19 protein-coding genes are annotated in these 20,256 nt (G+C 44.0%); 8 read left to right on the forward strand and 11 right to left on the reverse strand.

The genetic code is table 11. The annotated features are described in order from the left end of the window. Nucleotides 1-167: 167 nt before the first annotated feature. A complete protein-coding gene (gene cfa, locus ACLHG7_RS13725) occupies nt 168-1,328 on the forward strand; it encodes a cyclopropane fatty acyl phospholipid synthase (protein WP_410211545.1) in 1,161 nt (386 codons plus the stop codon). 119 nt (nt 1,329-1,447) lie between these two features. Here the strand turns inward: cfa and ACLHG7_RS13730 are convergent, their stop codons facing one another. The 10 genes from ACLHG7_RS13730 to tauA form a co-directional block, all read right to left on the reverse strand. Next, nucleotides 1,448-2,899: a glycosyltransferase gene (locus ACLHG7_RS13730; protein ID WP_410211546.1), complete on the reverse strand. Its 1,452-nt coding sequence runs from the start codon at nt 2,897-2,899 to the stop codon at nt 1,448-1,450. Between the two features lie 64 nt (nt 2,900-2,963). Then, the gene (gene lpxA / locus ACLHG7_RS13735; RefSeq protein WP_410211631.1) at nt 2,964-3,749 is read right to left on the reverse strand and encodes an acyl-ACP--UDP-N-acetylglucosamine O-acyltransferase; all 786 of its coding nucleotides are present in this window, start codon (nt 3,747-3,749) and stop codon (nt 2,964-2,966) included. Between the two features lie 379 nt (nt 3,750-4,128). After that, the gene (locus tag ACLHG7_RS13740; protein WP_410211547.1) at nt 4,129-6,111 is read right to left on the reverse strand and encodes an esterase/lipase family protein; all 1,983 of its coding nucleotides are present in this window, start codon (nt 6,109-6,111) and stop codon (nt 4,129-4,131) included. Continuing rightward, nucleotides 6,111-7,160, reverse strand: a complete 1,050-nt coding sequence (locus ACLHG7_RS13745; protein ID WP_410211548.1) for a DUF4105 domain-containing protein — start codon at nt 7,158-7,160, stop codon at nt 6,111-6,113. The genes ACLHG7_RS13740 and ACLHG7_RS13745 overlap by 1 nt, the downstream gene beginning before the upstream one ends. A 115-nt stretch (nt 7,161-7,275) precedes the next feature. Continuing rightward, complete coding sequence (locus ACLHG7_RS13750; protein WP_410211549.1) at nt 7,276-7,596, reverse strand: DMT family transporter; 321 nt, start codon at nt 7,594-7,596, stop codon at nt 7,276-7,278. 74 nt (nt 7,597-7,670) lie between these two features. Continuing rightward, nucleotides 7,671-9,911, reverse strand: a complete 2,241-nt coding sequence (locus ACLHG7_RS13755; RefSeq protein WP_410211550.1) for a TonB-dependent receptor — start codon at nt 9,909-9,911, stop codon at nt 7,671-7,673. Between the two features lie 261 nt (nt 9,912-10,172). Next, a complete protein-coding gene (tauD, locus tag ACLHG7_RS13760) occupies nt 10,173-11,018 on the reverse strand; it encodes a taurine dioxygenase (RefSeq protein WP_410211632.1) in 846 nt (281 codons plus the stop codon). Between the two features lie 120 nt (nt 11,019-11,138). Beyond that, nucleotides 11,139-11,996 (reverse strand): taurine ABC transporter permease TauC, encoded by an 858-nt coding sequence (gene tauC, locus ACLHG7_RS13765; protein ID WP_410211551.1) that lies wholly within the window; start codon nt 11,994-11,996, stop codon nt 11,139-11,141. A gap of 12 nt (nt 11,997-12,008) precedes the next feature. Next, nucleotides 12,009-12,809 (reverse strand): taurine ABC transporter ATP-binding subunit, encoded by an 801-nt coding sequence (gene tauB / locus ACLHG7_RS13770; RefSeq protein WP_410211552.1) that lies wholly within the window; start codon nt 12,807-12,809, stop codon nt 12,009-12,011. An 11-nt stretch (nt 12,810-12,820) separates the two neighbouring features. After that, nucleotides 12,821-13,825, reverse strand: a complete 1,005-nt coding sequence (tauA, locus tag ACLHG7_RS13775; protein ID WP_410211553.1) for a taurine ABC transporter substrate-binding protein — start codon at nt 13,823-13,825, stop codon at nt 12,821-12,823. Between the two features lie 167 nt (nt 13,826-13,992). Between tauA and ACLHG7_RS13780 the strand changes: the two genes are divergently transcribed. From ACLHG7_RS13780 to ACLHG7_RS13800, 5 genes are all read left to right on the forward strand, one after another. Next, complete coding sequence (locus ACLHG7_RS13780) at nt 13,993-14,463, forward strand: MarR family winged helix-turn-helix transcriptional regulator (protein WP_410211554.1); 471 nt, start codon at nt 13,993-13,995, stop codon at nt 14,461-14,463. A gap of 152 nt (nt 14,464-14,615) precedes the next feature. Next, nucleotides 14,616-15,041 (forward strand): organic hydroperoxide resistance protein, encoded by a 426-nt coding sequence (locus tag ACLHG7_RS13785; RefSeq protein ID WP_410211555.1) that lies wholly within the window; start codon nt 14,616-14,618, stop codon nt 15,039-15,041. A gap of 161 nt (nt 15,042-15,202) precedes the next feature. Next, nucleotides 15,203-15,688, forward strand: a complete 486-nt coding sequence (locus tag ACLHG7_RS13790; RefSeq protein WP_410211556.1) for a LexA family protein — start codon at nt 15,203-15,205, stop codon at nt 15,686-15,688. Beyond that, complete coding sequence (locus tag ACLHG7_RS13795) at nt 15,685-16,986, forward strand: Y-family DNA polymerase (RefSeq protein ID WP_410211557.1); 1,302 nt, start codon at nt 15,685-15,687, stop codon at nt 16,984-16,986. The genes ACLHG7_RS13790 and ACLHG7_RS13795 overlap by 4 nt, the downstream gene beginning before the upstream one ends. Beyond that, nucleotides 16,986-17,402, forward strand: coding sequence for a hypothetical protein (locus ACLHG7_RS13800; RefSeq protein ID WP_410211558.1), 417 nt, complete (start codon nt 16,986-16,988; stop codon nt 17,400-17,402). The genes ACLHG7_RS13795 and ACLHG7_RS13800 overlap by 1 nt, the downstream gene beginning before the upstream one ends. A gap of 186 nt (nt 17,403-17,588) precedes the next feature. Here the strand turns inward: ACLHG7_RS13800 and ACLHG7_RS13805 are convergent, their stop codons facing one another. Next, on the reverse strand, nt 17,589-18,998 hold the full coding sequence (locus tag ACLHG7_RS13805; RefSeq protein WP_410211559.1) for a hypothetical protein: 1,410 nt from the start codon (nt 18,996-18,998) through the stop codon (nt 17,589-17,591). Nucleotides 18,999-19,460: 462 nt separating this feature from the next. Here ACLHG7_RS13805 and ACLHG7_RS13810 point away from each other — a divergent pair, with 462 nt between their 5' ends. After that, entirely contained in the window at nt 19,461-19,715 is a 255-nt protein-coding gene (locus tag ACLHG7_RS13810; RefSeq protein WP_410211560.1) for a hypothetical protein, read from the forward strand. Between the two features lie 132 nt (nt 19,716-19,847). Beyond that, nucleotides 19,848-20,243: a hypothetical protein gene (locus ACLHG7_RS13815; RefSeq protein ID WP_410211561.1), complete on the forward strand. Its 396-nt coding sequence runs from the start codon at nt 19,848-19,850 to the stop codon at nt 20,241-20,243. The last annotated feature ends 13 nt before the right edge of the window (nt 20,244-20,256 follow it).

Genomic DNA, 20,256 nt, shown 5'->3' on the forward strand with positions numbered 1-20,256 from the left:
TATTTTATATGGTTCACTCTTTTTTAAATGACTCTGTCTGTTGGCTAGCGTACAGACGCCATGTGAACAGCTTGATACGGTGGATAGCCTTATCCCATCCCTATCTGAAGTTGTTCAGGATACCGTTATATCTCCCATCACGAATATAACTACGCAAGGTAACCGCAATGAATAGCATTTCCAATATCCCCAGTCTTAAGAAAACCTCTGAAGAAAAAGCATTGAGTGAGTTACTCGGACAAGCAGATATCACTATTGGTGGTCATCGCCCTTGGGATATGCAAATCTATAACTCAAAAGTGTCCGCACGCGTGCTGTCTATGGGCAATCTTGGACTGGGTGAATCGTATATGGATGGAGACTGGGATGTAGATCAGTTGGATGAGTTCTTCTACCGCATTCTCCATGCCCACCTTGATCAAAAAATTCAGCCCTTACGTATGATCTTACTGAGTTTACGGGCAAGACTGTTTAATTTGCAAAGTTTAAAACGGGCATGGACAGTGGGTGAAGCCCACTACGATATTGGCAACGATTTTTATGCCAGCATGCTCGACTCAAGAATGACTTATACCTGTGGTTACTGGCAGAGCGGTGCAAAGAATTTAGAGCAAGCCCAAGACGCTAAACTCGATATGATCTGCCGTAAGCTTCAGCTTAAACCCGGTATGCGCTTACTGGATATTGGCTGCGGCTGGGGCAGTTTGATGGGATATGCCGCTGAGCACTATGGTGTGGAATGTGTGGGGATTACGATCTCCAAAGAGCAAGCGGACTGGGCTCAAAATCGCTATGCAGGTCTCCCCTTAGAGTTTCGTCTACAGGATTATCGCTCGATCAATGAACCCTTTGACCGTATTGCCAGTATCGGGATGTTCGAGCATGTCGGCTATAAAAACTATAAAACCTACATGACTGTTGCCCATCGTTGTCTTAAAGAGGGTGGACTTTTCTTACTACATACCATCGGCAAAAATCAGCGCAGATCTCATACCGACGCATGGATTGATAAGTACATCTTCCCGAATGGTTACTTACCGTCTATCGGTCAGATTGGCGATGCGATAGATGGTCTTTTTGTGGCGGAAGACTTACATAACTTCAGTGCTGACTACGACAAAACGCTTATGGCTTGGCATGCCAACTTTGAAGCCGCATGGCCTAAATTTAAAGACCAATACGGCGAGCGGTTCTATCGAATGTGGCGTTATTACTTACTACTGTGCGCAGGGGTATTTCGCGCCCGAGACATGCAGCTTTGGCAATGGGTGCTCTCCAAAGAAGGGATCAAAGGGGGATATCAACGACCTGATATCCATAAAGTTTAGCCTCAGTCCCCTTCTCTCTACGGATAACTCTCAATTATCAATACACGAATCATAGCCATCGTCACAAATTAAGTTTGTAGACTGGAGTGCTTATGATGTATCGCTCACTCCTAAGATAGTTATACGGCGACACCTAACAAATTTTGATCTGAATTAGATAAGCGAGTCACTTGCAACTTTTTAACAAGGAAGTGTGCTTCAGCAGAAGCCCATACCCTCATTTCAAAATCACTAATATCCTCAGCAACCATAATTTTGAAATCGGCGATGATATGAGATTCTGACGAATTTTCCAAGTTTTGCTTAGCCAGCACAATAAGCCCTCGATTACAGACCACATCCACATAGGACTTAATGGCATCATCAATTTTCTTGATCTGACCGTGTATCTTGATCTGATATAGCCCAGCTTTTAAGGGAAGATAGGGACCAAATAAGACAAAGCCCGCTCTACCCGTAGTATGCATTGCAGTACCCACAAGGTGACCAACGCGGCTCTTTAACTTTGGATCAGAACCATCAAATTGATAGTCCTGACTCGTACTGTTTTCTTCTTGATATTTTTCATTCAACCGAAGTAAGAAAGGAGAAATATATGCAGCTAGCTTAGCGTCATCATGGATTGCCCGCTTTTTAATAGACTTCCAAGTCGATATCACGTTTTCATATAATTTTTCCCACGCCGTGAGTACGGCATCCATTCCTAATTTTTCCTGGATTACTAATGAGCATTGTTGCAAGTCCACGACATCGTATTGTTCTAAAGCCGTTATGATGACATCACGGGTCACTTTAGATTCAAGCATATTTCGACTCATAATCGGACCGTCTAGACCAGCTGCAATCATCTGGGTTGAAACAACACCACCAAATCCATACTCATCGGTCAAAATAACCTGAGCCCCTGTTCCAATAGCCTCCATAGCGCTACGTGAGTATGCAAATACCACATCGACTTGCAGATACTTTTCATGAAGATTATCAACAACCTTACCAACACCAGCCCCTACAATTTCAAGCTCTATCCCTTTCTTTTCACAAGCCGCCTGAATTTCAGTGATATATGCCGCATCCTTTTTTGTGACTAATAATGCTTTTTTAGGAACTTCTGCAAAAACATCTCGACGCTTGAAACGAGCCATATCGACAGCATTTGGGATCATCTGAATTTTGGACTCGTCAACACCATCGACAACGAGTCGATCACGGCAGGCGCCATCTATTGCGACATAAGCAGTAATTCTCTCGAGCAATGGTGGCGCAGAATCAAAAGCATGCATCGTATCATGACAAACAAAAAGAGCAGGCGTGTGTGGAAAACGAATCAACGCAACAGTCAGTGCTGTATTGTGATGCCCGTGGATCACATCTGGCTTAAAACCAATCGTTTCAATATTATTGGTGACAGGTATCCCCAGCGCCCTCGCGCGTTGCGCCGTTGGCCCGAGCATCGGACTAAAAATCGCAACACGATGACCACGCGCACGTAGCGCATAAGCAAGCTCTAGGGTTGCGATCTCTGTACCGGTTCGTTCAGAGAAAACAATATTAGTGAATAGAATTGAGATCATAGAGTTTCCTGCTATATGAGACGTTCTGAAAATTAGTGATCTAAACCAATATTAACTACAGTTTTTAGCGCGCCACACCCCGTGTTGAACTGGCTAAGGAGTCAATCATTAATCTTGTTTCGTGATGCGCGGGCAAAAGTTCGGATGTCAATTTGTGAATTGCTTCTGTTTTTGTTAATCCTTCACGAAACACAATTTTAAAAGCCTGTTTTATTGCTGCAATTGCTTCAGGACTGTTACCCCGACGCCGCATGCCCTCAACATTAATCCCATGTACCGTACATGGATTTCCTTGTGCCATGACATAGGCAACCACATCCTTATAAACAGAACTCACCCCACCAATCATGGCGTAGGACCCAATTTGACAAAATTGATGTACTGCCGTCTGCCCACCAATAATGACAAAATCATCTATTTTGACATGACCGGCCAAACTGACATTATTGGCAAACACACAATGGCTCCCAATCACACAATCATGGGCAATATGGGTATTCACCATAAATAGATTTGAATTGCCGATGATTGTCAGTGCCCGATCTTGAGTGGTACCGCGATGTAATGTACAAGATTCACGAATAATGTTGTCATCTCCGATTTCTAACCACGTCTCCTCACCTTTATATTTAATATCCTGACAGGCTCCTCCCAAGGTCGCGAACTGAAAGATGCGATTGCGTGCACCTATTCTCGTCCAGCGGTCAATGATAACGTGGGGCCCAATAACACAATCTTTACCAATCGTGACATGAGGGCCCACGATTGTATAAGCACCGATACTGACCGAAGGGTCAATTTTTGAGGTCGGGTCAATAGATGCCAAATGATGTATAGCCAAGGTATTAATCTCTAAAAAATAGATCTAAGATTTTGATAATTTTCTATTTCTTAAGATCTAAATAATGGTTTCTTTAATTTAAGAATATGTCGAAGACAAGGGATTATATCTGTGCCTCTTTGGAGTAACTGTTTAAGGCAATGGACACTTTTATAATTATTATGTTAACTGCATCACATTTTTCTTAAATATATTTTTATAGCAGTAGTACTTTTACAAGTATTATGTCAGTTGCATCACATTTTCTTTAAATACATATTTATAGCAGCAGTACTTTTATACGTATTATGTTATCTACATCGATGTTATTCTGACCAATATTTTAGGCAACTTAAAGCTGTATACATACGATACGCTTACACAGAATTCAATTCCTCCTCTCTATAGATCAATATGCCGTCACAGCCTCAGAATGATCAAATGAGGCTTTATCCGAATCTCCCAAATCCTCATGCAAGATCCGCCGTATCTCTAAAATAGACTGTGGTGTGTCTTGTACACTGTGTGAGGAGATAATCACCTTTTCAGAGAGCGCCCCATCCAAGTGAGAACTACGATATGGCACCACTCCATCATCGGAATCCAGTAGGGGGATAGATGCTTTACGCTTGGCAATAATCGAATGATATTTAACTTCAGGTGAAATCGGCAAGGTCGCAGCCGCTCGAACAAACGGATCGGTATCCTTCAAATTATCAATGCTATTTGGAACCATCCGATCCTTACCTGATAGAAGATTGATATTCCCTTCTGTCAAAATCTGCGCAACATCGTCAAAACGATCGAGCAAACTTATGGGTAACTTGATCAAGTTACCCACCCAACGTCCAATGGTATTACTCGCAAAAGGCGTACCGCGATGCGGTGCGGCTATAAAAATAACCCGCTCAACGTTTGGCATTGGCCTAAAGGTGAGCAAGGGATCCAGTCGATCATGGAGTTTTGCCAACCGATCGGCATCGATATGCCTTTTTTCAAATAGAGCACTCCACAATTGATCTTGGGCGGTTGAAACCAGTAACCTAGAAATGACACCGCCCATACTGTGCCCGATCAGCACCATATCTTTGGAAGCAGGTGCCTTACCTGTAGGATCAAAATGTTGTAAGGTCTGATCCAACGCATCACGAATCAACGCAAGGTTATACGCAATGGGCGCATTGGTGGGGTAATACACCTGCCAGACTTGGTAATGCTGGCGTAGGGCTTCATCGCCCAACACTTCATTGGCGACATTCACCCATGCTTCCGGACTACTGGCCAGACCATGTAACATGACAATAATACGGCGCTTAGGATCATAAGGTTGCATCAGATACACATGCGGCGTGGTTATGCCTTCTGAACGACCAAACAGGGTCCGAAGTGATTGAGTTGCAAAGCCTGACCGTGCAAGCCACAGCCCATAACCTGCAGTAAAATTTGCAGCAAGGGGGACTGTCTGATTTTTAATGATCACTCGGGATTGCATATAGGGGTCATAAGTTGCCAATTGCAAATGATGCGTAGCTAGTACTTCCGGCAAAGTAAAACCAACGAATCGGAACATCACCGTCACCTCTGGTGAAGGCATCTCACTATAAACGGCAGTTTTCTTCGCGGGTTTAAGCAGCTTATTCAAACGCGTTGTCATGCTGTCACCCAAAGGTGCTTGGGGCATGACAGCGACAAGCTCAGCCCCAAAGCCATCGCGTCGATAAACACTGCGTAATCCATTAAAACGTAATGATGCTGCTGGAATCACCTCTTGTGGAACCTGACTCACATTCTGAAGATTGGATCGATCAACATCCACAGTCCAATGACCGATCTGGATCTCATTCGTAACCCAATTTGGATTTGCCCCATACAAAGTTTTTTGACGATGAAACAATAAGATCGTCGCTTGCTGGACCGCATAATTATAATAATCTTTTACCTGCGTCTGACGGTCTTCAAACGCACGCTCACCAGGAGTACGTCCTGTAAAAAATAGATAGGCATAAGCATAACGTGCTACTTCCAGCCATGCATCAATATCGGCTTCGATATCCGTTGAACTTTGTTGAACGGGATGATTCATGGCTGCCAGCATCCAGAGTTCAGATAAACTCGATAAACGTCGTTCATCGGTTAGCCCTGAAGTACTTTTGATCGCAGCGATACATTCAACGACTTTCTTACGGCAGCGCGCCTCATCTAAATCAACGACATTCAATACATCGATCGTTGCAGAACTCAGCTTATTCGTCGTCAAGATATCGCCACGTTGCAGTGCAATATAGTCCGTCGGACGCATGGAGCTGACTTCGACCATTGCGCAACCGTTTAACAAGCCGAGACTGATGCCCGCCAACAACATCCATGTCCGCATCGTGTACAAAACCCGCATCACGGTGTTCCTTCTTGGGTCGGTGCTTTGATTACAGCAATACCCGGAACGCCCTGCCGAATGATTTCTGAAAAATGAGCATCTTGCCCAACAGCAATTGCGCGTGGATTGATATATCCCCGCTGCTGTAGCGTTTTGAAATCATAGTTTGGGGTTAATAACTTAGCATCCTGCGCGTATTCCCCCAAATAACCAGACAAAATTAAGCGGTAATCTAGCGGTAAGGTCGGAGAAATACGTCGAGCTAAATCATAGACAATGGTGGTGCAATTGGTGGTCAGTGTATTATAAAAACTGGGCTTGTCCTCCAAAGCTTTTGCTTCATCCATGTAGTTGAGGAACATCAAGCGTAAATCTTGCTGTGGCACGTTCAGTCGGTAGAGATAGACCTGTTCGCCGCGAACATTGCTGCGCACCCGAACAATATCTCGCTCATCAGCAGCAATCATCACGACTTCAAATTCACGAAAGAATCCGCCTATGGCTGAAAAACTCTCATGACGCTCTTTGCGAATCTCAAGAGAGAAGACCACATGACTGCCATCTTTAAAACCAAAGGATACCAAGGTATGCGCAATGGCAGGTCCCATCCAATAGGATAGGATCAGATCAGCAGATACCAGTTGCTTTAGATCATAATGCCGTGTTTCCCAGCGCGCATCATATTGTGTCTCGGTACGCCAGTTAAAATTCCGCACTTTATCCAAAGTGACCTGATCACCATGAACATCCGCATGTAAAACATGCGCGACATCATCGGCCCAGTCGCGCTGATTCGAAGGTTGGATGGTATTCCACCAACCCAGTAAGCCGACAAAAGCAACCGCATAAATAAGTAAAGCAGGCCATCTGACCTGCCCTCCCCATACTTGCCACAATGCAAATCCACCCAAGACAACCCATATAACGATCGCAACAACTTTAGCAAGCGGTACGCTCGGAAACTGATACCAGAGCGCAAAACCACCCCAGATCATCGCACCAAGCAATATCAGCGATATGCAAAATCGCCCTAGAATAAACATCGCCTGCTGGATCGGGAAACTCATGGAGTTGTCCTGTGAATGATTTAAACGTTATGGAGAGCATATAATAAAATGAAGGGCATGACGATGTTATCTATAGCTTCAAATATCTGACAACGTAAAAAAAGGCATTTTTAATTTAGGCTTTAGAGGAGAGATTTAAAATGATGGCGCCTGCAGTAATCAACGATATCCCTAAAATCGCCGTTAAATCTAATTTCTGACCATAGATAACCCAGCCGACAACCGAGATGAGTACAATGCCTACACCCGACCAGATGGCATAAGCAATCCCTATCGGAATGGTACGTAAGGTTAAAGACAGAAAATAGAAGGCGATGCCGTATCCAACCACGACCACAACAGAAGGCAGGAGATGGCTAAATCCATCTGAGGACTTCAGCACCGAAGTCGCAATCACTTCGGAAATAATTGCGATGGCAAGATAAGTCCAATTCATAACGTATACACCGGATAAAAAAGAACCATGGACTCATTTCAATAAATCCATGGTAAGAAGATGGGTCAGTTCAATTATTTAAACTTAGCCCCTAAGGTCAAAAATGCTGTCCGTGGCGCACCGGCAAGGAGATTATACGACGTACCGGATGAATCACTAGAAGGAAATGGATTATCGCCAAATACAAAAAATTTCTTATTCAGTACGTTATTGACCGTAAAGCTTAAGTTTAATTCATTCACGTATCCAACATTTTTCCAGCGATATCCACCGCCCAAATCCCACAAGCTATACCCTTGAACCGAGTTATCATTCACATAGGTATAATAACGCTTACCAATGTAATTCACGCCAACATGAACAAAAGCCTGACCATTATCATAGGTTAATTCAGAGCTACCAATCCAGCGCGGGGCATCGACCACTTGTTTACCTGAGCTGTGGTAAATTACACCATTATCCGTGAAATCATCTTTATATTTTGAGTCGTTATAACTCAGGGAGTTACTCCATTTCAAACGAGAGAGGGGTGACCATGCAAAATAACCCTGTATCCCATTAGTCTCAACCTTCCCCACGTTGGAGAGTATGGAAGGATTACCAATGATTGCAGCTCCTTGCTGGAGTGCCAATAAACGATTTTTAAAATCAACATGATATACCGTCACTGAGCTCTCTAACTCACGATCATGATAGCGCCAACCCGCTTCTGTCGTAATCGATTCCTCAGGACGAATCGTCTGCTTCACGGCATCAAATCCAGCTTGCGTGGTATCAAACGGTGAAGCCCCGCCCTTGATCACACCGCGATACGCCGTAATATTTTGCGCAGCATCTGCAAACAACTCATTGTACTCATTCAGCTTAAAGTTAATCCCCGCTTGTGGCAAAAAGTTCTTTGTTGCGGTCAATGAGCCATTCAGCCTGAAACTTGCTGCAGTATCGTTATAACTCTTGATAGACGTGGTACTTCGCGGGGTCTTAAAGCCGAAGTTAACCGTTAATTGATCTGATAGCTTCAACGTATCTTGGGCATGGAACTGTATGGTATCGGTCTGAAAGTTATAATCCCAACGCGTTAAATACGGATCTGAAGGACGCTCATAAGGAGAACTGGGGCCTGAATCCTGTGAGTAAAACCGCATGGCGTTATCAAAATCATTGCGCTCATACCAAATACCCGTATTAAAGGTATGAATGCCACTTTCGATCGTCAACGCCGAAAGAATCCCAGAACGATTGATATTAAACTCAAGTGTGCGTAAAGCGATCGGAAGTACAGGCGTACCATTCACGACGGGCGGATTCGGCAGCCACCATGTACCCGTCCCCTCTTGATTATGATGGTAGACCGTCGTTTTGATTGATGCATGGTCAGTCAAGAAATAATCCAGTGTTGCGCCTGCAAGCCAGTCCTCACGTAGACCCGACCCATTGTAGTACGCATCATCCTCTGAGGTTTCACCCGATGCCCATTGATGCTTAGCTGAATTGATTGCTGTATTCCAGTTCGGCGCATAATAATCCCAGTTATAGCCCAAACGACGAATGCTATCTTTGGACTGATCCATGTAATCCACTTCTTTACGATCTGACCAGTTTAAGAATGCACTGAACTTGGCATTTTCAAAGTTGGAAACCAGTTTGGAGTTGAACTGTTGTTGTTTTTGAGCGCCATCACCGCGCCATTTATCAGAGTCTTGATCAGTGAAGCTTAAAGACAGCTTGGTATTACTACCCGCAATCAGCCCCGTATCTAAGCGTACAAAAGAACGCTTGGCAAAGTCTTGTCCGAAGCTTTGTTGTAGGTTAACACCCGCTTTGTCAGATGGATCTAAAGAGTAAAACTGCAAGGTTCCTCCCAGATTACTGGTTGATGCCGTGCCCAAGGCACCAGTCCCTTGTGACACGACAGCTCGGGCAATATTTTCTGATGAGATCGCCCGTGATATGTGTAGACCATTGTAATTGCGATAACTCATGTCCCCAAGCGGCACATCATCGAGGGTAAAGCCCAGTTGATTTTGACTAAAACCTCGGATACTGATTCGGCTTCCCCACTCATAGCCACCATACGTATCCGCTGAATTAAAGTTCACGCCTGGCAAACGACTAATCGCTTTCAGTGGACTTGATCCAGGTGCAGTATCGGCGATATCAGATTTGCCGACTTCTGAAACCTGCCGAGTTTGACGAGTTCCAAAAACCGTTACGGCTTGTGCCGCATCGGTGGCAACATCTTCCGCATAAGCCCCCACACAATAGATCAAGCTCAATACCGCAGCCGCAATAGGTCTTTTTTTAAGTCGAAGCATCATATTTCCTGAAAAATAAATAAGTCAGGATTTTTATTTTTTAGACGACCATCCCCCTTAACGATATATTTATAGATGATATAAACATTCAAATTAAGAATTAAAAAAGAGACGATTAATAAAAAGTAAAAATCAATACGATTATTATATATTTTTTACTAACCGATCCGTTTTACATAAAATCCATAACCTTATGAGAAATAATATATTGCATCTACAATATAAACGAATACTTCTAAAGGATAAGGTTTAATCACGCTATTATTTTTTAGGATAATACGGCTTATCGCCATTGACGGTCGCACGCTGCATGACCCGATGCTGAGGACGATAATCATCAATGGCATAATGGAAAGTCACTCGATTATCCCAGAATGCCACATCATCTTTTTGCCATCGCCAACGCACGGTAAAATCAGGACGTTGACTATGCTGAAATAAGAATGCCAATAATGCTTGGCTTTCAGAGTCAGACAGCTCATTAATTCGGGTGGTAAAGCCTTCATTAACAAAGAGCGCTGGCAGACCTGAAATTGGATGAGTCCGAACAACAGGATGTGTCACTGGAGGATTCTTTTTAAGTGCGGCCTCAAAACGACTACGTTCTTCAGGATTGGTTGCAAAACGATCCGCAGGAAAAGACTTGGCTATATCATGCTGTGCTGTCAAACCAGTCAGTAATTGTTGAATGGCAGGAGATAATGCCGCATACGCTGCCGTGCCACTCGCCCACAGCGTATCCCCACCAACTGGAGGAATCTTTTTCGCACTTAATATTGACCCTAAAGGAGGTGTTGCCGAAAAGCTAACATCGGTATGCCATAGCGCATTATCACGCAAATCATTTCGCTCTGTATCCAAGATCAGAATTTCGGGTTGCTCAGGCACATTGGGATATATCGGATGAATATGTAGATCCCCAAAATGCTTAGCAAAACGATAGTGCTCCGCAGGTGTCAAAGGCTGATTTCTAAAAAAAAGGACCTGATGCTCAACCAGTGCTTGCTCTAAAAACTGTTTGACCTCTTCGGTAATCGGTTGACTCAGATGGATGCCCTCAACTACCCCACCGATAGCGGGACTCAAGGCTGTGACCTGAATACCCATAAACGTGGAGGAAGTGCTCGCAGAAGGAATGGGTGCGGTAAAAGATGACATAACAAAACTCGAAAGCATTGGGGTGAACGAAATCCCCGGATTGAAAATGAGACATTCAAATGATTGGACTTATAGATTGTAATCCCAAGGCACAAGGCGTTTTTGCAAGGCTCGTAATCCCAACTCCAGCGTCACCGCGATGATGGCAATAATCAAAATACCAACGATGACGACATCAGTCTGCAGTAACTGCGCTGCAGATTGCACCATAAAGCCCAACCCTTGCGTTGCCGCGATCAGCTCAGCAGCAACCAAAGTGGACCATCCCACACCGAGACCAATACGGATACCCGTCAAGATCTGTGGTAACGCACTCGGGATAACCACATACCGAATGAGTTGAGATTGAGTCGCACCTAAGGACTTTGCCGCTAATAATTTCTTCTGATCAACGGCAAGCACACCTGTCGAAGTTGCAATGAAGATGGGAGCAAAAATAGCCAGATAAATCAGTAATATCTTAGAAAACTCACCAATTCCAAACCAGATGACAATCAAAGGCAGATATGCCAACGGCGGAATGGGTCGATAGAACTCAACCAGTGGATCAATGATGCCTCGAATTACACGACTCTGACCAATCGCAATACCTGTTGGCACCGCGATCAGGATCGCCGCCAATAAAGCCAAACTGATCCGTCTTAGACTCGCCCCCGTATGCTGCCAAAGACTTGTACCCAGATAACCATCGCTGGATAAGCTCAGGAATCGAGCCAATACCGTTGATGGTGCCGGTAAAAATAATGGCTTAATCCAACCCAATGTCGTAATAAGCCACCAAATCAGGAGTACACCCAACAGCGTCGTTGCACTGATCAATAAAGTATTCAATCGTAAACTCAAGACTTTTGGCTTTTTCTTGGTAGTGGTCTGAAGCGCAACTTCAACGTGAGGAACGACTTGCGTGTCTGTTATCGGTCTGTTCATGTGGGCTCTCGATTAAACTGAAACAGATTGATTGTTTAACGTATGCACATGCTGCTCGAACACACGCTGCAACACATGCTCACGCACAGCAATGAACTGCGGATCGGACTTAATTGATCGTGCAGACTCGCCGGCAATAAAACGCTTAGAAAAATCCAGTGAGATTCGCTCAACGATTCCTCGTGGCGAGGGGGCTAGAATCACCAAGTCAGTCGCCAAGAAAACTGCCTCTTCAATATCATGCGTGATCAGAAAGACTGGCTTATGCGTATCAGCCCAAACATCCAGCAACAAACACTGCATCTGCTCACGAATAAAAGCGTCTAATGCACCAAATGGCTCATCCAAAAGCAATACTTGTGGATCAGACGCCAAGGCACGCGCTAAGCCCACGCGCTGTCTCTGCCCTCCAGACAGCTCCCAGACTTTGCGCTTTGCAAAGCCCTCTAAGCTCACCCGCTTTAGAATCGCTTGTACTTTCTCCAGCCGAGTTTGCAGAGGAACACCAGCGAGCTGTAAACCAAAGGCGACATTACTTTGCACATCTTGCCATGGCAGTAGGACATCATCTTGAAACACCACACCGCGGTCGGCTCCAGGTCCTTTTACAGGTCGGTCATTCAGCAGAATCTGACCTTTTGAAGGCTCGATAAATCCCGCAATCAAATTAAGTAGTGTCGTTTTTCCACTCCCCGATGCACCCAAGACAACGAGCAACTCACCCGGCGAGAGGGAAAGTGAAATATCAGATAATACGGGCTGCGTACTATTCGGATAAGTCGCGCTAATCTGATCGATAACCAAAGTAGACATCTGCAATCCTTCTATTTTTGGGCAATAATGGACTGAATAAATTGCGTACTGACATAGGACGAATAGTCACTTAACACTTCATTCACCATGCCTTGTGATTTTAGGAAATCTGCCGTTTTTGCAATGTCCTGGGCTGTTCCTTTAGCAAGTAAACGTGGACTTAATTGAGACTGTAAATCAGGATAACTCGCCCCTTCCAGCAAGGTCGGAATATCCTCAGGTTTAACACCTGTTAGCTTCGCGATTGCAGCGACTGGTGCAGACTGGGCCGTCCACTCGCTTTTGTGTTGCTTATAATTTGCAAAACTTTCCAAAGTCACCTTAGCAAATTTTGAGACAATTTCTGGATGTGCTTTTGCAAAGTCCTTGCGCACCACCCAAACCTCAAAAGTCGGATGTCCCCAAGAGCCCACCTCATCAGCACTCGTCAATACGTGTCCTGTCTTCTTGATTTCCGCTAATGCAGGCGACCATACAAACGCACCATCAATATCACCACGTTGCCATGCCGCATTAATTTCTGATGGATTGAGGTTGATTAAGGTAATTTTAGAAGTCGGAATCTGCCAATGCTGTAATGCACCCAACAGGCTGTAATGCGATGTAGAAACAAATGGTGTTGCTATCTTTTTACCGATAAGATCAGCGGGACTATTAATCTCACTTCCTGTTCTAACGACAAAGGCTTCGGCACCTCTAATCTCTGCAGAAACGATAAAGGCCTCGATCGCCAATTGCCGCGATGCGCCCGCAGCTAAAGGACTTGACCCCAAGTTACCAATATCAACATCCCCAGATGCCAGTGCATTAATGACTTCCGCACCACTATTGAAGCGTTTCCACTCCACAGGCGAGCCTATTTCTTTATCATACAAGCCTTCAGCTTGAGCTACTTTTGAAGGATCAACACCCGTTTGATAAGCGACAACAGTATGTAATTTTTCTGATTGAGAACAACCTGATGACGCAAGAACTAAACCGAGCAGAGGGAGGAAGTAAAACTTACTGCATTTCAAAAGAATAACGCCCTATCAAAATAGACATTTAAGCCTAAGAGATATCCCCTATCCAAAAAAGTAATAAAAAAAGCTAAATAAATCATATTTTCTTGTTTGGTAAAAATTCTTTAAAAGAAAACTAAAAAATATCGCTTGACAATATATCGCGTACGATATATATTTTTATGATGAAGACATTGAATCCAACATGCTCTGCCGATACTGATTACTTAAGCCTTGATGCACAGCTTTGTTTTGCGCTGTACTCCTCTATGCTTGGGATCAATAAAGCGTATCGAAAGCTACTAAAAGATCTTAATCTCACCTATCCTCAGTATTTGGTGATGTTGGTGCTTTGGGAAAAAGATGGGGTGAATGTCTCAGAGATTTGTGATCAGCTTTTCCTAGAAACAACGACTCTCACCCCACTGCTCAAGCGCTTAGAAGTGAGTGGATTTATACGACGGCAGCGCTCTAACCTTGATGAACGCCAAGTGATCATTACGCTCACCGATGCGGGTAGGACGCTTAGAGAAGAAGCCAAGAGCATTCCTCAATGCATTAGCGAACGCGTAGGCTACTCGCGAGAAGAGGTTGATCAACTGCGCGACAACCTCGTTGATCTACGTAAACGTCTGTTTAACAGTGCTGAATAAATTAGATGTTCCACATCTAATTAAGAAAACGCAAACATCAGATGTTTGCTTTTTTTAAACCCATTAATATCGTACACAATATTAATATACACGATAGTATTTCACATACTGCGAAATACATATATGAAAAGCAATCAAACAAGGAGACTCTCATGTCTATTGAAAAAGCGTTATACCAAGCCCATGCCAAAGCTACTGGTGGTCGTGATGGCCGTGCAACCTCTACTGATGGTGCACTTGATCTCAAGCTCACCACACCCCGAGAACTGGGTGGTCGCGGGGATGCAGGCACAAACCCAGAACAATTGTTTGCAGCAGGTTATAGCGCATGCTTTATCGGTGCGATGAAATTTGTTGCGGGTCGAGATAAATTAACCATGCCAGCCGATGCCAGTGTAGAAGGCACGGTTGGTATTGGCCCCATCCCAACTGGTTTCGGTATTGAAGTGGAGCTACGTATTGACCTACCGAACATGGACCGTACTCAAGCACAGCAATTAATTGATGCTGCGCATATCGTATGCCCCTACTCTAATGCAACACGCAATAATATCGATGTTACCTTAGTGCTAGTATAAACTCTTACGAGCAACACCTTTAAAAACCGCAGCTTTGCGGTTTTTTTTTGCATCAGAAGATTCAAAAACAAGACGCCGATCCTCGGTTGAAACAATAAAAATATGCAAAGTCACTTAAAATTATGTAAGATATATCTAACGTAATCGTACTTCTATTTAAAATGACTTCTACATATCCTCTAACCGCATTTGAGATCAAGCCTGTCGAGATCACGACAGAAACTTATCACATTCCGATCGCACTAGAGCGCGTCTCAGCAGGATTTCCATCGCCTGCGACTGAATATATGGATGGTAGTATTGATCTCAATAAACATCTTATTAAAAACAAGAAATCTACATTTATTGTTCGTGTAAATTCAATGTCCATGCGTGATGCAGGGATTTCAATTGATGATGAACTGGTTGTTGATCGCTCTATAACTGCCGAGTGCGGTGATGTCGTGATTGCGCTAATCAACAATGAGTTCACGGTCAAAACCCTGATGATTGAAGCGCTAGAATCAGACCAGCAAAAAGTCTGGCTACGTGCAGAAAATCCAGAGTTCAAATCGATCTATCCCCGTGAGAATGAAGACATCGAAGTCTGGGGTGTTGTGACCTCCGTGATTAAGAATGTCTATAAACGCAAACGGAAGAGATCATGAATCAGGTCTATGCGCTGGTAGATGTGAATAACTGCTATGTGAGCTGCGAACGGGTTTTTAATCCCAAATTGAAGGATAAGCCTGTAGTCGTCCTTTCGAACAATGACGGTTGTGTCGTTTCACGCAGTAAAGAAACCAAAGAACTAGGTGTTCGTATGGCGGGTCCGTGGTATCAATTTAAAGACTTGGCTCGGCAGCATGGGATTATCGCGTTATCGAGTAACTATGCTCTGTATGGTGAAATGTCGAATCGTTTTATGAGCATTCTTGGTGACTTTGTCACCCCTGCCGAACAAGAAATTTATTCGATTGACGAGTGTTTCCTTGAGCTTACTCAGTATCAAAACTTATTTAATCTGACTGAGTATGCGCAGCAGATGCGTCAACGTGTCAAACAGTGGATTGGACTACCGGTCTGCGTCGGGATTGGCACCACCAAGACACAAGCCAAATTGGCTAACTATTGGGCAAAGTCACAGCCTGACTTCAATGGAGTTTGTAATTGGCTAGACCTCGACCCTGAAATAAAAACTGCATGGATGGCACAGACTCCAGCCCGTGAAGTCTGGGGTGTCGGGCACAAGCATGCTGAAGCACTCGGGGCAATGGAGATCAAATCCATTGCCGATCTGGTCAAGGCCAATCCAATGCAGATTAAAAAGCACTTTTCGATCGTCCTTGCGCGTACGGTGATGGAACTTCAAGGTATCAGTTGTCTGACGTTAGAAACACAGGCTGCGATCAAACAGCAGATCATCTCTTCTCGTACGTTTGGCAAGCGTATCTCACAGCTGGATAAACTCCATGAGGTGATTACCGTATTTGCAACCCGCGCACATAGCAAGCTACGTGCAGATGAATCTGTTTGCTCGATGGTTACAGTCTATATCACGACCAATCGCCACCGAGAGCAAGATCGGCAAAACACAAATAGAAGCTTCACCGTGACTTTAAAAGATGCAAGTGATGACATCCTTTTGATTGCGCACGCTGCACGGGCGGCCGCCTCAAAAATCTATCAAGCGGGTTACGATTATCAAAAAGCGGGCGTAATTTTATCTGCGATATCCCTCAAAAAAACCTGCGTGCAATCGCTGTCTTTATTTGAACCGGACCCGATTGATGCAAAAAAACACGAAGCCCTCATGGGAACGTTGGAGAAAGTGGCCTCTAGATTTAGTAAAAAATCCTTAGGCATTGGTGTCTCCGCTTTACAAGGTCAAAGCTGGGAGATGACTCAAGCGCATCGCTCCCCGAATTATTTATGTGACTGGAATGATATTCCGGTGGTGAATTGATGATGAATAAAGATCTCGAAGAGATTTTGCTAGGATTAAACTGGGATGATTTCTACCAACAAGCGCTCGAACATTTCAAACGTCACTGGGCGCTTCACGTTGCCGAAAGTTCATTACTTTACGCGTGGCTGATTGAGCAGTGCTTACGCAATGACTTTTCGGATGAGGAACAAAAGAAATTACTTGCCATAAACTTCTTTGAATTTAAACATGCTATCAAAACCAAGAAATATCTAGCCAAGATCGCTCAGGATTGGACGACATCAGAGGATCAGTTTTTAATTGAAAATTGTGAGTTAGCGATAGATCAGTTAGCGCAAGTCTTACAACGATCAACCGATGAGATTCAGGATCGTCGCCAAAGCCTCGGACTGATCAGAAGAATGCGCGCGGTTACGAGACTCATGATGCCTTGATGACTAAAACTACTCATTAAAAATCTATCGAACACATCTCCGGCATTGCCACATCGCATACGTAATACAGATGCTGAGAAGAGACCCCTAGATGACTTGGCTCCTACACCTAAGCCACCTTATCATTCATGAATCGGAACATTCATAGCTTAATTAGCGAATAAATTTTATTCCTGCTCAATCAAATCAGCTAATACCAACCAATTGTTCTTTCACATTCGCCCCTCCATATGACCACACACGCAACTCTATTCTGTGTCCTTGACGGGACTTATCTAAGGTAAAGGGAACTGAAAAATACTCATAATGATTCGCTTTTTTCCACTCACTGCGCAGTACATCTCGCTGATTAATGATTTTTCCACCATCATCGGCATCAGCCACTTCAAGACGCACAATCTTACCCATGCCAACTGATTTTTTATCGACCTTTAGCTTCCATGTTGCAACCTGATCACCTACAAGCAGTGATGACACATACGGACCATACTGCATATAGCCCGCAGGATCCTGCTCACTTACCGCCCAGCTATTTCCACCAGCAGCGGCGCCTACTTTATGTGAGATTTTAGGGTCCTGCATATCCCATTTCTGATCAAATCCACCATACTGCTCATTTGCAATGAGCGCTCTACGACTCGCGCCATTGATTCGATAATAAATATAGTTATTAGCATCAATGTTGACAAAAGTAGGCCCATCATTACTCATAAATTTTGCAGTTTGAGGGAGTACAGGATTTTGACTGAAGGTCGTCCAATGTAAAAGATCAGTCGATGATGCCACCCCTGAAGCCCATCTTGCCGTGGCATACGGCATTGCTTCACTACCCTCATAGACCATATAGTATCTCGAATGACTTTTAATAATATTACGTCGCCCGACTGTGCCGGCCTGCCAAGAACCAGGCACAGAACTGATGATGGGATTCCCTGAGTATTTAACCAACGCGTTCAAATTTTTACCAACAGCGACTCCGACCTGACAAGTTTTGCCATCAAAACCATGGTAGTAGAGATACCACTTTGAGCCTTTTTTATACAAACTTGGCGTGCCGATATTCACGCTCTCCCAACCTGTTGAATCATGGGTCAGAATCTTGCCTTGCTTAACGAAGTGAATACCATCTTGTGACGTCGCAAGACCAACATTACCGGGAGAGCTTGCATCACCCGCACCCTCATAAACAATATAAAAAGTCCCTTTGTCATAGAGAACTCCAGGAAAAGAAGCCATACGACTATCCCACTCCCCAGCCTGTCCAGCCTCCAACACAAATCCATGGTCCTGAAAATTTAAACCGTCTGTTGTCGTTGCAAGTCCAACCCCGCCTGTTACATCCTTAGCACCTGGCTTCCTCTCCCACTTAATGTAATAAACCCATATTGTTCCATTCACCGTTACCGTTGAAATAAAATGCATTCCAAATTGCTTACCAATTGCGGTATTTACTTTATCTATTTTTATAAATGCCGTATTTTGATCAATCAAATCCGTAGCCGTAGGAGGAGCCGCAAGAGCCACACTCATGGAAAAGGTCAAAACAAGTGCTATAGCATATTTGCTCGGCTTCATTTGATGGCGATTTAAGTTCATAGGTATGCGCTCTTAATATTTAATGGCTTGATCTTGCGATGAATAGGGCTATGAATGAGAGTACACTTTACAAAGTGAAATCTATAAGAATATTGATGTTAATGGCATTGCTTCTTTTTATCCTTGAACATCCAAATATTATAAAATAAATCTTTATAGTCAAAAACTTAAATTAAACTTAAAAAAACTAACCTTCAAGATAAATCCATATTTTTACAAAATCATCACATAAAAAATGATCCTCTACGCATTGAGTAATCTAGAAGATAAACACTCTGTCCCCGTGATAAAAAACATATTGTCTCCCCATGCGATAAACAATTCTTAACAATCCCAAAAAAATCTACGTAAACAAATGCCTAATCCTGCCTTTAATCACCTTGAAAAGTTTGGATACACATTACAAATTAGGGAGATTTTTTGCGTGATATGATCATTTTCCCATCAGCTAGGACGGCTGTTATGAATACTCAACGACTCATTTATAGCAACAACGCTGGTCATAATGATGCTCTCGTCAATGCGATTTTAGCAAAGTCTAGTCGCGAGCATGATACGCGTGAGATGGTCAGACTCGTGGATAAATCACGCTGTTCAAGACAGCATAATGCCGTTGTCATTGCCGTAATGGCGTTAAATGAACACAATACATTATGCAAGCTCATGAACGAAACTAGAAACGCCAATGCTTCTCCCCGCAAGCGGGAAAGCCAATAGTTTTTTTAATCACTAGCCCCCTTAAAACACCGCTACAGCTCATGGCAGGCGTTATGAGCCCTTTTCCTTGTCTACAAATTGCTCATACTCTATGCGTTGACATCGACCAGAAGTTACTTCACAATTATCTATATGAGAACCATTTTCATCTTCTTGCTACTGACATGGCTGCCAATCCAAGGCTCTTGGAGTGTGGCGGCGCAGTTTTGTCAGCATGAAAGCCAGCCCACCACATGGCATTGGGGGCATCATCAGCACCTCAAACATGGTGCCGGGCTTTCAGAGAACTTTATTGGCCAAGACAAAGCTAGTATCGACAAGAAGGTCAATATCAATCATGGCGACCATATCGGTCACCTTGATCATGGCTTAGAACTGGTCACCGACATTGCTCCGATCACGATCATGCAATGCTTTGCCTGTATCCCCCCGTCACTCCCGCCGCCAGGCTATGAGTCTGCAATCCTTGATCTCCCCGAAACGCCACGCTGGTCTCCCGCCGCTATTGGCGGGGTAGCACTCATCTAGATCCCTTTAATTT

It is taken from the genome of Aquirhabdus sp. (assembly GCF_046462495.1).
In the GTDB taxonomy this organism is placed as follows: domain Bacteria; phylum Pseudomonadota; class Gammaproteobacteria; order Pseudomonadales; family Moraxellaceae; genus Aquirhabdus.